Origin of the sequence: Pseudomonas azerbaijanorientalis (assembly GCF_019139795.1) — a bacterium.
GTDB classification, from domain to species: domain Bacteria; phylum Pseudomonadota; class Gammaproteobacteria; order Pseudomonadales; family Pseudomonadaceae; genus Aquipseudomonas; species Aquipseudomonas laurylsulfatiphila.
This window is the reverse complement of the sequence record NZ_CP077078.1, coordinates 2,575,702-2,590,151: the sequence shown is the minus strand read 5'-3', so window position 1 is coordinate 2,590,151 and position 14,450 is coordinate 2,575,702. Positions and strand designations below refer to the sequence as shown.

The window sequence follows — 14,450 nt, the reverse complement described above, 5'->3', positions numbered from 1 at the left end:
TGCCTGAGTCGTTAATCATGGATGAAGCCACTAACATGCCCTCGGATGATGTACCTGACCTTCAACCTATAGTGCAGCGCAAACTGGGGCGCTGCCTGTTGCGCTTGCAACAATACGAACGGCAGCTGAAAGCACTTGTCGCGCATGGCGAGCTGAGCGGTCCTGCGGATCAGCTGTCTACCATCAGTGAGCAGAAAATCGCAGGTGCCCAGAAAAAGACCATGGGCACTTTGATAGGGATGTTGACCGAAAGCTTTCTGACCCCGCCGCACACAAATGAAGAAGCGTCACAGTCCGAACCCGATATCGGTGACCAGATCGGGCTCAGGCATCGATACCGTTTGGAAATGACTGCCGAGCAATATGAGGCACTGAAGGCCGACCTTAAGGAGCTGGTTGACCTGCGCAATAAACTGGTTCACCACTTCATTGAGCGTTTCGATCTCTGGACTGAATCAGGCTGCCAGGCGGCGGATGGTTTTCTGGAGGAAAGCTACGAAACCATCAATCGGCATTGTCTGAATCTGCAATCCTGGGCCAAAGCCATGGATGAGGCACGAGCTAAAATGGCTTTGCTTGTGCAGAGCCAAGCATTTGAAGATATGTTCGACGGTATCCGGGCGGATGGCTCAATCGATTGGCCTGACAGTGGGATATGCAGCTGTTTACGTGAAGCAGAAACCAAGCTTGCCGAAGGTGGCTGGACGCGACTGGAGGCAGCCGTCCGCTGGATTGGCAATACCTATCCAGAGCAGACACCCAAGCGCTACGGTTGCAGTAGCTGGAGGCAGGCCCTGCGCGAATCACGGCAATTCGAAATTCGAAAATTCCAGGCTGAGAATGAACCTACTGCCGCCTGGTATCGCAGCAAGGTAAGTTGAATGGGAAACTGAATCGTCCCTCCTCTTGCAAGCGCGCTGACTGACTGCTCCTGGCCGATTTCTGCCTGTGGTGACCGGCTGAAACCGACCCGAAGCTGCCCTTCGTTTCTGCATGCCTTGACGAAGTACCGTTGCTCGTCTGTGAGCACGATTGACTCATTGAAAACCCTCTGACGTACGCAGCCTGAGGAATTGCCTGTAGAAATTTTACGTAAAATTTACGGAGTCTTGAGGTTGGGTATCCAATACTGCGCGGTGCTAATTTGGAATGCTCTGTTATGTCCCTCGCAGCAATTCGGCTTATCGGCTTCATCTTAGGCATTTTTCTGATCACGCTGGCCATAAGCATGGCTATTCCCATGATCACACTGGTGGCCTATGAGCGTAGCGACGATCTGTCGGCCTTTCTCTGGTCGAGTTTGATTACCTTCATCTGTGGCTTGCTGTTGATTGTGCGGGGGCGCCCGGATACTGGCCAGCTTCGCCCGAGGGATATGTACCTGCTGACTACTGGCAGTTGGGTCGTGGTGTGTACCTTCGCAGCGTTGCCAATGGTGTTCATCAGCGATATCAGCTACACCGACGCATTCTTTGAAACGATGTCTGGTATCACAACCACTGGCTCGACTGTACTCACCGGCTTGGATACCTCATCTCCCGGCTTGTTGATATGGCGCTCCATGCTGCATTGGTTGGGAGGTATCGGTTTTATCGGCATGGCTGTGGCGATCCTTCCACTGTTGCGAGTAGGCGGCATGCGTCTGTTCCAGACAGAGTCCTCAGACTGGTCGGAGAAAGTGACGCCACGTTCCCATGTTGCAGCCAAGTACATCCTTTTGCTCTATCTGGGGCTTACTGGCATCGGAGCTCTGGCGCTCTGGCTCGCAGGAATGACGCCATTTGAAGCGGTCAACCACGCAATGTCGTTGATCTCTACTGGGGGGTTCTCAACGTCGGACGCCTCACTTGGGCATTGGACGCAACCCGCGATTCACTGGGTGGCAGTGGCCATCATGATTCTGGGCAGCCTGCCTTTCACCTTGTACGTCGCGACATTGCGGGGCAATCGGCGTGCGCTGATCAAAGATCACCAGGTACGCGGATTTATTGGATTCTTGATCGTCACTTCGCTGACTGTGGGTACCTGGCTGTGTTTTCACAGCGATTACGGATGGTGGGATGCGTTTCGTATCGTGGCAGTCAATGTGACCTCGGTCGTCACGACCACCGGAATTGCAGTTGGCGACTACACCTTGTGGGGCAGCTTCGCTGTCTTGCTGTTTTTCTATTTGACCTTCGTGGGTGGATGTTCAGGCTCCACTGCAGGCGGTCTCAAAATCTTCCGTTTTCAGGTTGCTGCCGCTCTACTGGTCAGTAGTTTGAAGCAGTTGATCCATCCTCGAGCCGTGATTCAGAAGAAATACAACGGTCATCCCATTGATGAGGAGATCTTGCGCTCGCTTTTAACCTTCTCGTTTTTCTTCACCATCACCATTGCGGCCATCGCCTTGGGCCTGGCTCTCATTGGCCTTGATTGGACAACCGCATTGAGCGGTGCCGCTACTGCGGTGTGTAACGTCGGGCCGGGGCTTGGCACGATCATTGGGCCGGCCGGTAATTTCTCATCATTACCTGATGCCGCCAAATGGCTACTGACCGTTGGAATGCTTCTGGGGAGACTGGAAATCCTGACGGTGTTGGTACTCGTAACTCCCGTTTTCTGGAGATATTGACCCACTTTGCAGGGCTCTGAGTCTAAGAGGAGTGCATGGGTGGCAGGCGAATGGCTTGCCGCTGGTTTACGTAATCTCGCCAGCGACAATGTTGAGTTTTAGAAACGCGGTGAAGACATAGTCACGACTGACCGCTATTGGCCGAACGCTGCCGTTGTTCACCGGCAGCTATGGGTCGATCTCTGCCGGTCATGGTTTCATTGGTAACTTCGTTAGCTGATGTCATGACTGAACCAATCTCAATTATTTTGGCTAGCGCCCCCATGCACCCATTTCAGGTCGCCCCCCAAGAGGTAACCTTCCACATTTTCTATGGAAAGGGCTTCAAGCAGCACCTGCTCCAGGATTGCAAAAAAACATTTAATGTGAGCCTGTTTCAATGCCTGAGGCCGGGTCACCAGATAGACTTCCATATCTGAAAGTTGGAGATCCGGGAACACCTTGATCAGGTCCTTCGCCAGAATACGGGGCAGTACTGCCACACCCATTCCTCGCCTCACCGATTCGAGCTGAACCGCGAACGAGTTCACGCTGATCTGCGCGCGTTCCAGACCCGCGGCCTTTGCCGCACGCATTTGCGGCAACATGTCCAGCGGAGGAAGCAAGGCAATATTAACCGCAGTGGCCGGAGTCACCCCTGGACACCGTTTCAGATAACCTGCATCGGCGAATACACCGTAAGCGAGCCTGCCTATTGGTCGATAAATCAGCGACGGTTCGCCTAGATGAGCTGTACGTACCGCAATGTCTGCCACGCCGCGGACGATCTTGTGAAAGTCGGCTGTGACCATCAGCTCCACCGAGCAACGCGGGTGCAGAGAAGTGAAGCGACTCGCGGCCTCCAGCACACAAGACGAGAAACCCTCTCCTGCACTGACCATGACACTGCCAGATAGCTCTGTGTGCAGCTCGGATTTGCCAACAGCGGTTTGACGCCTCAAGCCCGCTTCCGCAGCCAGGGCAACTTCCACGAGGGACTGGCCCCGCGAGGTCAACCAGCATCCTTCAACGCCCCGCTCGACGAGTGGCTCGCCCAGTGCGACCTCAAGTTGGGTCAGGCGGCGGGACACGGTAGACGCCGCGATACCCAGCAACTGGCCAGCTTGAAGGAAGCTGCCACGCCGCGAGACTGCCAACAGCAGACGAAGATCGTCCCAATTTGCTTGCAACGCCATGCGTCCTGTCCTCCCTGGTCTGCATATGTGCAAATCCATTATGCAGTAGTCGCTGTTTTTCGGCAGAGGCCTCAAAGGTATATCTACAGGCCCTCGAAACGAATGGAATGGATTATATGACTACTGGCCCCAACGACTATGCGGAGCGCGCCTCAAGAGCCTTCAATCGCCGTGATGTGGAGGCGATGCTTACGCTGGTTTGCGAAGACTTCATCTACCTCGATGGTATGGGGATTCAAACCGGTCGCGAATACATGCGCAAACGAGAGACTGCGCTGTTCGAAGCGTTCCCTGATGCCCAAGTGACCTTCACCCCATTCATGGTCGCTGACGATCGTTTGGCGCTGACTGCCTTACTGACCGGCACCTTCGCCGCACCCTTGGTGCTGCCAGGCCGGGTGATTGCACCTCATGGACGCCACATTACCGTGCACTACGCCGCACACTTCACCTTCAGAAACGGGCTGGCCATCCGTGAAGAGGCCTTCTTCGACAGTGCGGTGTTGATGCCGTTAGCCGAACAGGGTGAGGGTTAAGCCATGCGCAGTGCATTTGTTACTGGAGCAACCGGCTTGCTGGGCAACAACCTGGTGCGTGAATTGGTCGCTCGTGGCTACACGGTCAAAGGCCTGGTCCGCTCAAGAGCCAAAGGTGAACAGCAGTTCAACAATCTGCCAGGTGTGGAGTTGGTCGTGGGTGACATGGCCGATGTCGACGCATTCGCAGCATCGCTGCAAGGTTGCGATACGGTGTTTCACACCGCGGCGTTCTTTCGCGATAACTACAAGGGCGGCAGCCACTGGAAAGAACTCGAAAAGATCAATGTGTCTGGTACGCGGCGCCTGCTTAACCAGGCCTACCGCGTCGGTATACGACGGTTCGTCCATACGTCTTCCATTGCTGTGCTCGACGGCGCACCTGGCATGTCCATCGATGAGACATGTCTGCGGGCCGACGCCGACGCGGATGACTATTACCGCAGCAAGATCCTCGCCGACCGTGTCATCTTGTCGTTCCTGGAAGCACATCCCGAGATGCATGCCTGCATGGTCCTGCCCGGTTGGATGTGGGGTCCTGCCGACATTGGCCCAACCTCCTCCGGACAATTGGTCAACGATGTCGTGAACGGCAAGTTGCCCGGGCTGATCCCTGGCACCTTCTCCGTTGTCGATGCCCGTGATGTGGCAGGGGCGCTGATTGCTGCCGCCAAACAGGGCCGGCGAGGTGAGCGCTATCTCGCGGCGGGCCGGCATATGACAATGCGTGAGCTGGTGCCTATGCTTGGACGTATAGCGGGCGTCAAGACACCCGTTCGACAACTACCGCTCACCTTTCTATATACATTGGCGGCTGTGCAGGAGATGTATGCGCGTATTACCAGCAAGCCCATTCTGCTGAGCATGGCCACGTTGCGCCTGTTGGTACGAGAGAAGGACCGCACCTGTTTCAACCACAGCAAGAGTGAACAAGAGCTTGGCCTGAGTTTCCGGCCACTAGAGCTGACAATCACCGACACGGTGGCGTGGTACCGCGATCACGATTGGTTTGAGAGTCAAACCTTAAGTTCCCGGAACCGCACTCCTTCCACATTGACCGCACACCTGAACAAGGACGTAAACATACAGTGAGTAGGGAAATAATCCTGATGCGTCACGGCCAGCCAAAACTGGTCGCAACCGACAAAATGTCAGCGCTCGATATGAAAGACTGGATCGAGCAATACAACCGGTCCGAAATTACCAACCAACCCGTCCCGGATGCCAGCATGCAGCTCGCTGCAACCGCCAAGGTGATTGTCTCAAGCAGCGCGCCTCGTGCGCTGACCTCCGTCCAGGCTCTTGGCCTGAAGCCCGCCCTTGTCGACGCGCTTTTCTGTGAAGCGCAACTGCCTTATGGTCACTGGAAACTGCCACGGCTATCGTCGTTTACCTGGGCATTTATCCTTCGAGTCTTATGGTTGTGCGGTTACTCACGCAGCGTCGAATCCGCCGCAACTGCGAGGATACGCGCCAGCACGGCAGCTCGACGACTTCAGTCCCTTGCCAACGAAGGACCGGTTCTGCTGCTCGGTCATGGCTTTATGAATCGAATGATCGCCAAACAACTGGTGGCCGATGGATGGGTTCGCCAAAAACGTAACGGCAGCCAGTATTGGAGTGCGACGGTGTATCAATATAGCGGTGTTTAAAAGTGCCATCTGGCGCGGAGATTAAACGAAGGGGAAGTTCAGGTTGGTCGTTCATTTGTAGAGACTTCTTTGGGACGCGAAAACCACGTTTTTGGTTGACTGACTTCCTCAGGGCGTGAAGCGGCCCTCCGTGAGGGGCAGAAACCGACCATGAGCAGCCAGTCGGAAATATCCACGAAACCATGGGCGCTTCACTCTGGGACACATAGGCATTGAGCTTCCCTCCGCTCTCGGTTCCCGACTGGGAGCGCGGCGCCTATAAAGTTGCCATTATGATTTGTCGTCCATCTTTTTTGACGATTGTGGCCGGCGTTCAGTGCTCTCTTCGGCGTTGGGCGCTTCTGGAAAACTCCCTGGCGTGAACACATGGGTCTGCAGGTCGCTGGCATCGACTTCGGCGACACCATGAACCGAACGGGCCAGATCAATGGCCTGTTCACACTGTCTATGAGTGTTGACGCGGCCGCTTAACCCCACTATGCCCGCATGGGTTTTGACATTGATATGCAGACTAAGGGTCGGATCGGAAAATGCCAGGGCCGACTTCACCTTGGCGGTAATCCATGCATCGTGAACGGCCATTTCCAGACCATGAGAGTAATGCTGGAAGGAGTGAATTTTCATGGCTGAACCCTCTCTCGCGTACTCAGACGTATTGCCCATCCCTTCTGCTGTGCTGCCCTCTGCCTGTGAGGTGAACGCTATGGATACCTGATTCGTTTTGGAGCGCTCGCCACACAAACATTGACAGAAATTAATTATAGTACGGCCGTTGCCTGCGGTCAGAGCGCTGCAACTATGCGTAACGACTTGTATCCTTATTCAAGACAAGGAAAAACAGCTGCCGTTATGGCCTTGGCCCAACAGTAGCTGGAACGGAAAACTGGACTTTCCATAAGGTAGTGACGTGAAGCGTGATACCCACCTGGTTGTACTTTTGCTGTTGTTTATCGGCTGTTCCCTGGCATCACTGACTGTCTGGAAGGTGCTGGCCTCCCGAGATCGAGCGCTGGAGGATGTGAATGTCCACGGATTGAATCTCACTCAGGCGCTCGCTACCTACTCCGAAGGCATTGTCCGCCAAAGCTCCTTGCTCTTGCTCGGGCTTGTCGAACGCCTGGAAACTGAAGGTAGTGGCCCCATACAGATCCGGCGGTTAAGTGCGCTGGTCAATCGACAGCAACCCCTGATGCCACAGCTCAGTGGTATTACCATCTACGACAATCAGGGACGCTGGTTGATGTCTTCCAATCGGCCGATTCCGGCCGGGGCGAACAGCAGTGATCGTGCCTATTTCATTCATCATCGCGACGATCCATCCCGTGAGATCCTTATCGGTCCGCCAATCCAAAGCCGTTCCAATCAGGAGTGGGTGATCACCGTCAGCCGGCGCTTCAATGATGCTCGCGGAGAATTTGCCGGGGTGGTGGCGGTAACGTTGGGGATAGAAAACTTCCTGCGGCTGTTTGGAAAGATCGACGTAGGGCAAGAGGGTGCCATCGGGTTGTCCTATACCGATGGTACGTTGTTAGCTCGCTATCCCTTCCGCGAGCAGGACATGGGGCGCAACTTTTCGAAGTCGCCGATCTATGCGAAGTATCTTGTGGACCGATCCGTCGGCACCGCGTCGTTCACCTCCAGCCTGGACGGCGTGGAAAGGCTCTATGCATTCCAAAAGAGTGACAAGCTGCCGCTGATAACCACCGTCGCTCTCGGGAAGCGAGAAGCGCTCACTGCGTGGCGAATGGAGGCACTGCTGTCGGCGGTAGTGGTGACGGGGCTGCTAGGGCTCACCGGCCTCATCGGTTGGCTTTTGATCCTGGATATCCGTCGGCGTACCAAGGTAGAAGGTCAGTTGAGGGGCACTCAGGAGCAATTGCTCTCATCGAATCGGCAACTGGAGCTACTGGCGATGAAGGATGCCCTAACCGGTTTGGCGAATCGGCGCTATTTTGATGTGACATTGGCCATGGAGGCGCGACGAGCACAGCGCGAGGGGACGTCTTTGGCACTTCTGATGATTGACATCGACTATTTCAAGCTGTTCAACGATTCCAAAGGACATGTTGCCGGCGACTTCTGTCTGCAGAGCATTGGTAAGGTCGTGGAGGAATGCGTACGCCGACCATCGGATCTAGTGGCGCGGTATGGTGGTGAAGAGATGGGCGTAATCATGCCTAATACGGACATTGATGGTGCGCAGGTTGTGGCGCAACTAATCCTGCGCCGGTTGAAAGAAGAGAGTATTTCCCACGAAGCCAGCCCATTGGGTCGAGTGAGTGTAAGTATAGGGATTGCCACTGCCGCGGGTTCCCGATTGGACCAATTGCAAAGTTTAATCGAAGCCGCAGATCAGGCGCTGTATAGCGCCAAGACACTTGGACGAAACCAGTTTGCGACGCACTGTAAAGGATGAGGGTTCGCAACTGGAATCGCCTACCAAATTGAATCATCGCGGATTATTTGTTCCGCAAGTTTTCGGTTCTGTTCGGTGCATTCATCATATCAACCTGGATTATCGACGTTTAGGGAAGCCTTGAGTTTCCGCTTCTGGCCGAATTCAGGCTGCCTCCACCGTCAATGGGTCGCAGGACGAAGAACCTGAGAGCTGTCCAGTTCCTGCCTGGTCATACGAAGCTTGAAAACACCGTCAGATACCTGGGAATCGAGGTCGGTGATTGACCGTCGCTATCCGGCCTGAAGTAGACGACCAGAGAAATGCTGTTCATAGCCCATCAGCATCTTGGAAAGACAGATCAAGAATGTTTTATCAGCACAGGTTTCAAGCTGCGTTTAACTCGGCGCACCCTATTTGACTCAGATATGAAACACCTTGGCATTGTATTAAAAACCCCCTGAATTACTTCAGTTGACACAACACTGATAGTTCCTATGCTTGCTTTGTCGGTTTTAGATCCGGTGGAAAATAGAGGCTTCACTTAAAGTATCAGCCAACAGTTCCCGGACAGAAGAAGGATGAGTACAACTTACGAAAATAGTGTTCCTGGCTTCGCTTTCTCCCGGATGCCACCGCGCGTGACGACTCGATTGCGTGACGGTGACCACTGGCACAACCTTGTGGAACATTACCCAGGCCTTTCAACCGGGTGACGCGCAAGGGACTCACTTGGCCGATCCTACAGTGGCAGCCGCCTGGAGCGGCATGGTCGTCGATTCGACTCCCGCGTTTTACCTTGACATCTCAAACGACTCTCCGCGAACAAGATCCAGCCTTACTTCGTACCCGCTACGGTTCACCAGCTTGAAATCATCGAGCGGCTGCTGCGCGCCGGGGTGTACAAGGGCCCGATGAATGTCGCGTTGTGCGGCTATGGCGGCGGCACAATGGGGCGCAATCCATTCGACTGGATGGAGATGCTGCGTCGCACGTCGCACGGCGCCTCCAGTGTGACGTTCTGGAGCAGCATGCGCGGCAACATCGCGATTCAGCAGATGGCGACCATCCTGGGTGTCCACGTACGCGTTGGCAACGAAGACAACATCTGGGACATGCACAAGCAGCGCTGGCCGTCGGTCAAGCAAGTCGAATGGGCGGTCAGGCAGAGCGAGCAGTTCGGGCGCAAAGTGGCCAATGCCGACGAAGCGCGCAAGATCATGAAGATTGGCGTTTGGTACGAGACAGTGGAAGAAACGCTTTTCCACCTCGGCCTGCCACCGAACCGGCCCCAAGGCTACAACGGCTTCATGACCTACGACACCGGCGGGCGCCGGCGAAGGCGGCGCAAGTATCGTCAAACCCCACCAGCATCCTGTAGCAGCCTCGTAACCCGTCAATGAACTTGTCGATCGTCTGGTCGCCATTGAGTAGGGGCAATCGAAATGCTTGTAACCAGGCGATGCAGTCGTTCAGATACTGAATCGAACCCCTAAACTTGCAGATACCCGAATGGATCCAACCGACATGTACAGATAATCGCCAAAAATGCTGATTCGATTACTCTGAAACTTGTTGTTACAAGCAGGAATACGTATCATTAATATTCAAGCTCAGGACGCAGGGAGTGCATTGTCCATACAATAAGGTCAATAAAAATAATGCTTAAAATGCTCCTCGTGTACGTTCATCTGCTCGCCAGTTGTATTGCCCTCGGCAGGGTATTGCTTGCCGATCACAAGCTTTGGAGTTGGCGCAAGGAAGCGCTGGATCAGGCGAAGCTTGAGTATCTGGAAGAAACCAGGAAAATCGCCACTCTCGCGTTACTGGCCCTTTGGGGCAGTGGTCTGCTGTTGGTCCTTCAGGGGTATCTCCTCGAGGGCACTGCGTACTTGCTCAACCAGAAGCTCTGGGCCAAGGTGGCGGTTGTCGCGCTGCTGACTCTGAACGGAGGTCTGTTGCATCGCGTCGGCTTCCCGTTGTTGCAAAAAGCCCCCTTCGTCTTGTTACCGGGTTCCGACCGCGGTCGCCTTGCACTCTTGGGGGCGTTCTCCATGAGTGGCTGGCTGTTCGCCGCTTTCCTGGGGGTGGCTCGAGCCTGGAATCATGTCATGCCATGCTTGCATGTGATGGGGGTTTTCACGGCATTCGCATTGCTGGCTTGTGCCGTGGCGCTTGTGGTCGCCAGCACGGCGGGCACGATACGTGGTGAGGAGCCTACGGTTTCATAGTGGGTGTAGCACAAACTCAAGCGTGGATAGCATGAGACCTCCCTCGGCACAGGAGTCCACTCAGGCATCCACGCTTGAGGTGGTGGTTTCGTCCGTGCCAGGCCACTGGAATCACTGGCAGACACAATGGGTCGAAAGAAGCCCTTCGTGACAGGCAGCAGTCGGCCAAAAAAGAGGACACCCGGAAACTCACCCGCGCACCAGATAGGCCCCTGCGGGAACCCGATATCGCAGCTTCTTGCATTTACCGGGTTTAGGCTGATGCCCCGGCGGACGATCAGGAAACCAGATTCGGCATTTGCCCGGAGGCGGCATATGGCCGCGGGGAATCTCGACCTCGGCGTACGCCTGCTCTGACCCGACATTAGCCATTTGCAATTGACCTTCGGCCCCTACTCTGCCCGCCGTCGGTACATCCGAAACCCGATTTGCCTCTGCAGTAATGAAGTTGCCAGCCTCACGCCCGGTGTCCGCAGTGGATTGCCCGACAACCGCCACTTCCGCTTCGCGGCGCCTTTGGGTCTCCTCTTCCAGCCCCTTCTGTACGGCGACCACGTCCTCCTTGGCATTGGGTGGGGTTCCCGAAGATTGGGCCTGCTGCGCCGCCTGGATCAATTGGAAGTTGCGGTTGCGCAACTGGACATTGTTACCAACCCGCATGTTCGAGCGCGCCGCCAAGGTTTCAGCCTGCTGGTACTGCCCCTGCTGAAGACGCAACACACCGAGGTAATGCAGCGTCGCGGGATTGTTCGGCTGGATATGCAGGGCACGCTCAAGCGTGGCGGCGGCCTGGTCCAGTTGGCCGTTTTCATACTGCCGCGAGGCTGCTTCGATCAGGGTGGTTGATGCGTTGTTGCTTTGCGCGGGCGCTCTTCGCTCGGCAGCGACAGCACTAAACGAGGCGACAGCGCAGAACACCAGGATGAGGACCGGCGGAAAACTCTTGTTTGGCATCGGGGGCGGACTCGACTGAACTCGGACGGCACTGCCGTAAAACAGACCACAGCGCTGCTCGGCACTTCCGATACAGGGCCGCTATAGACCTGGCCAACACCCTGAAGTTCCTACTGCAACGGCCGTTGCCACCGCTTCTGTTTGTTATCAGCCCACGACTGAAATCGTTGGCTATTTAAGCAACGGCCCCCTAGAACTTTTTCCTATTTACCGGTCTATGTGGATAGGCACATGCGCTCGGTAAGCACGCCCCCTGCAAGCTTCCCGCCGCCATATAGCCACACGTCCAATTGTCCATCAGAGGTTGTCTTCGCTCATGAAATTCCATGTCCCACGGATGGTGCTCTTCGGCCTGTTCGCGTTCGCGGCAGTGGGCTCGGCATCAGCCACACAGATGAAGGATTCAACCCCTGTTTCTGCAACTCAAGCCCCAGCCATCCAGACGCCCGTCCAGGCCGCCGGCAACCCTTGGCCGAACTTGGCCAGTGTGGCCGGCAAGCAGCCAGGGCCGTTGCTTGCCCATGACGACCGATACTGGCATGACGGCCGTTGGCACGATCATAGAGACGATTGGCGCCGAGACGACTGGCGCAGGGATCAATGGCGTAGAGATCAATGGCGTAGAGAGCAAGCCCGCCGGGAAGCCGAGCGCCGTCGTGATTGGGAGCGCCACCAGGATCGGGCCATGCGGCACCGTTACGAGGACGATCGCCGTTACTATCGTCGCTAGTGCGAAGCTCCGGAACAGCTGCCTGCAACACGGGCGATTCTGCGCCAACCTCCAGGATTCAAACCGGTCCGCAATAGCCGCGTTCGCCCACCCGGTGTAGAGATCAGGCAGATCCTCACCGACAAGCTCTCAAAGAGCGACGGCGGTTTTAACGGTGCTGCCATGGAACACGCCGATCGCTTTAACAACGCCCACGACAATCAACGCGATGCCCATCGTTTCAAACGCCGTAGGCCACCGGTAGCAAAACAGCAGCCCAAGGCAAGTAGCGAAGACCATTTCCAGTGACAGCAACTGGCTGGCAAGTGTCATGGGTAGACGTTGGGATGCGATGGTCCAGGCCCACGCGCCGCCAATCGACGCAACGGCCGCCAGGACAAATGCCGGCACGTAAAGGTGGCTGATAGCGCCTTGCCCGAAACCGAGCGTGGGGGCCTGGAATAAATCCAGGGCATCCCCCGCCGGGAGGAACATGAGCGTTTGCACGCTGCCGCCAATCATCATCATGGCGGTCCAGACCCAGGCATTCATGCCGGGCCTTTTCATCAGTGCCTTTTGATTGGCCAACCCGAACCAGGCCCACAGGGCGACCGCCGCGATGGATGCGCCGATTCCGATGGCCAGGGTGGTGAATGACTGGCCCTCGAACCGGGCGATGCTCTGGCCGTTGACCAGGAGCAAACCGAGCGCGGCCAGTGCAAAGGGCACTTGAAGCAAGCGCCAGGACATCCCGCCGTGAACATTTGCGCTGATGGCCAGCACGACAGGCACAAGGCCTAGAAAGGCAGGCGCGATGACGGGGCCGGCGTAGGTGGACGCAATGATGACGGCGATGAAGTAACCCACGTAGCCGATAAAGCCAAGCCCGGCGGCAACCAGCCAATCATTGAGGGTCAGGTGTCGCCAGGCTTTGATATTGGCAATCAGGATCAGGGCCCCGATCAGCCCGGCGATGATGAATCGGCAGGCGGCCAAGTCATAAATCGAATACTTGCCAATGACCAGAGGGGCAACAAAATTCATCGACCATGTCAGGGAGGCCGCTACCGCGGCACTGATACCTGTAATGGATAAGGTTGAGTCTTTCATCGCCGACCTCCAGAGGAATGAGTCACCGGGTTGGCACTCCGCTAGAACAGAAAGGAACAAGACGCGGGCTATGCCTTCGCAAGGATTCTCAAGGATGGAAAAGCAAAAGGGAATTCATTGCTTTTGACCAGTATCTGTTCCATAACGGAACAAAAAAGAGGCATATATGGACAGGTACAGCGATATGGCGATCCTGCTCGCCGTGGTGGATGCGCGCGGCTTTTCGCCTGCTGCGCGCAAGCTGAGGATGACCCACTCGGCCATCAGTAAACGGGTTCAGCGCCTGGAGGATCGGCTTGGCACACAGTTGCTGTTGCGCACGACGCGAACCCTGTCGCTGACGCAAACCGGCGAACGGTATGTGCAATTGGCTCGACCGATCCTGGAGGATATTCAGGCGCTGGAAGCTGCAGTCGTCCATGAGTCCGAGGCGCCGCGAGGGACCTTGAAAGTGTCGGCGCCCAATGCGCTCGGCCAGTACCATGTGGTTCCGGCGCTGATCGACTTCATGCGGCTCTATCCGGCGATAAAAATCGATTTGACGCTGAGCGACGCCATTATCGATATCAGGCACGAGCGCATTGATGTGGCGATCAGAAGCGGGACGTTAGCCGACCCGAGCCTGGTTGCTCATAAACTAAGTGCCAACGAGCGCCTTGTGTGCGCCTCCCCGGCATATCTTCAAGCACACGGTGTTCCTGCCGAACCTGGCGAACTCGCTGACCATTCCTGCCTGAAACTCAATTTTGAAAGCCGGTTCAACGACTGGGAGTTTCGTTCGTCCACCAGTAAGGCGATTCCCATCGAAGGTGCTTTTACCTGCAATAGCCTCGACGCTATTCGCACGTTATGCCTGGCCGGTACGGGCATTGCTCGACTGCCCAGGTACATGGTGAACGAGGATGTGCAAGCCGGGCGGCTGATACCGCTGCTGCAGGCGTTTTCAGGTCCGAGCACCTCTGGCATTTATGCGCTCAGGGTGGCTGGCGATTATGTTCCGGCCCGAACGCAGATGTTCATCGACTTTCTTTGCGAACGCCTGCTCTTTCAAGACCTGCCATGAGTCAAGACGAT

At 55.9% G+C, this 14,450-nt stretch carries 12 protein-coding genes and 1 pseudogene; 9 read left to right on the top strand and 4 right to left on the bottom strand.

Annotated elements, in window-relative coordinates; genetic code table 11:
- Window positions 1-17: 17 nt before the first annotated feature.
- Together KSS91_RS11475 and KSS91_RS11470 are read left to right on the top strand one after the other, a co-directional pair.
- A complete protein-coding gene (locus KSS91_RS11475) occupies window positions 18-881 on the top strand; it encodes an OST-HTH/LOTUS domain-containing protein (protein WP_217837991.1) in 864 nt (287 codons plus the stop codon).
- 278 nt (window positions 882-1,159) lie between these two features.
- The gene (locus tag KSS91_RS11470) at window positions 1,160-2,614 is read left to right on the top strand and encodes a TrkH family potassium uptake protein (RefSeq protein WP_217837990.1); all 1,455 of its coding nucleotides are present in this window, start codon (window positions 1,160-1,162) and stop codon (window positions 2,612-2,614) included.
- A 239-nt stretch (window positions 2,615-2,853) separates the two neighbouring features.
- Here the strand turns inward: KSS91_RS11470 and KSS91_RS11465 are convergent, their stop codons facing one another.
- Window positions 2,854-3,789, bottom strand: a complete 936-nt coding sequence (locus KSS91_RS11465) for a LysR family transcriptional regulator (protein ID WP_217837989.1) — start codon at window positions 3,787-3,789, stop codon at window positions 2,854-2,856.
- Between the two features lie 116 nt (window positions 3,790-3,905).
- Between KSS91_RS11465 and KSS91_RS11460 the strand changes: the two genes are divergently transcribed.
- The 3 genes from KSS91_RS11460 to KSS91_RS11450 are packed head-to-tail and all read left to right on the top strand — an operon-like array spanning window position 3,906 to window position 5,977.
- The gene (locus KSS91_RS11460; RefSeq protein WP_217837988.1) at window positions 3,906-4,325 is read left to right on the top strand and encodes an ester cyclase; all 420 of its coding nucleotides are present in this window, start codon (window positions 3,906-3,908) and stop codon (window positions 4,323-4,325) included.
- Window positions 4,326-4,328: 3 nt separating this feature from the next.
- Window positions 4,329-5,417 (top strand): SDR family oxidoreductase, encoded by a 1,089-nt coding sequence (locus KSS91_RS11455; RefSeq protein ID WP_217837987.1) that lies wholly within the window; start codon window positions 4,329-4,331, stop codon window positions 5,415-5,417.
- A gap of 17 nt (window positions 5,418-5,434) precedes the next feature.
- Entirely contained in the window at window positions 5,435-5,977 is a 543-nt protein-coding gene (locus tag KSS91_RS11450; protein ID WP_126045393.1) for a histidine phosphatase family protein, read from the top strand.
- A 270-nt stretch (window positions 5,978-6,247) separates the two neighbouring features.
- On the opposite strand, the gene KSS91_RS11445 is transcribed toward KSS91_RS11450, so the two are convergent.
- Window positions 6,248-6,601 carry a BON domain-containing protein gene (locus KSS91_RS11445; protein WP_217837986.1) on the bottom strand — a complete coding sequence of 118 codons (354 nt, stop codon included), beginning with the start codon at window positions 6,599-6,601 and terminating at the stop codon, window positions 6,248-6,250.
- Between the two features lie 283 nt (window positions 6,602-6,884).
- Between KSS91_RS11445 and KSS91_RS11440 the strand changes: the two genes are divergently transcribed.
- The 3 genes and pseudogenes from KSS91_RS11440 (at window position 6,885) to KSS91_RS11425 (ending at window position 10,603) form a co-directional block, all read left to right on the top strand.
- A complete protein-coding gene (locus KSS91_RS11440; RefSeq protein ID WP_217837985.1) occupies window positions 6,885-8,393 on the top strand; it encodes a sensor domain-containing diguanylate cyclase in 1,509 nt (502 codons plus the stop codon).
- Between the two features lie 797 nt (window positions 8,394-9,190).
- Window positions 9,191-9,775, top strand: a pseudogene (locus tag KSS91_RS11430) (3-keto-5-aminohexanoate cleavage protein); the annotation flags it as partial.
- 258 nt (window positions 9,776-10,033) lie between these two features.
- Complete coding sequence (locus KSS91_RS11425; RefSeq protein WP_015094646.1) at window positions 10,034-10,603, top strand: hypothetical protein; 570 nt, start codon at window positions 10,034-10,036, stop codon at window positions 10,601-10,603.
- 189 nt (window positions 10,604-10,792) lie between these two features.
- On the opposite strand, the gene KSS91_RS11420 is transcribed toward KSS91_RS11425, so the two are convergent.
- Both KSS91_RS11420 and KSS91_RS11415 read right to left on the bottom strand, forming a co-directional pair.
- Window positions 10,793-11,557: a tetratricopeptide repeat protein gene (locus tag KSS91_RS11420; protein WP_217837984.1), complete on the bottom strand. Its 765-nt coding sequence runs from the start codon at window positions 11,555-11,557 to the stop codon at window positions 10,793-10,795.
- Window positions 11,558-12,416: 859 nt separating this feature from the next.
- Entirely contained in the window at window positions 12,417-13,376 is a 960-nt protein-coding gene (locus tag KSS91_RS11415; protein WP_126045387.1) for a DMT family transporter, read from the bottom strand.
- A gap of 184 nt (window positions 13,377-13,560) precedes the next feature.
- Here KSS91_RS11415 and KSS91_RS11410 point away from each other — a divergent pair, with 184 nt between their 5' ends.
- Window positions 13,561-14,439 (top strand): LysR family transcriptional regulator, encoded by an 879-nt coding sequence (locus tag KSS91_RS11410; RefSeq protein ID WP_217837983.1) that lies wholly within the window; start codon window positions 13,561-13,563, stop codon window positions 14,437-14,439.
- Window positions 14,440-14,450: the final 11 nt, after the last annotated feature.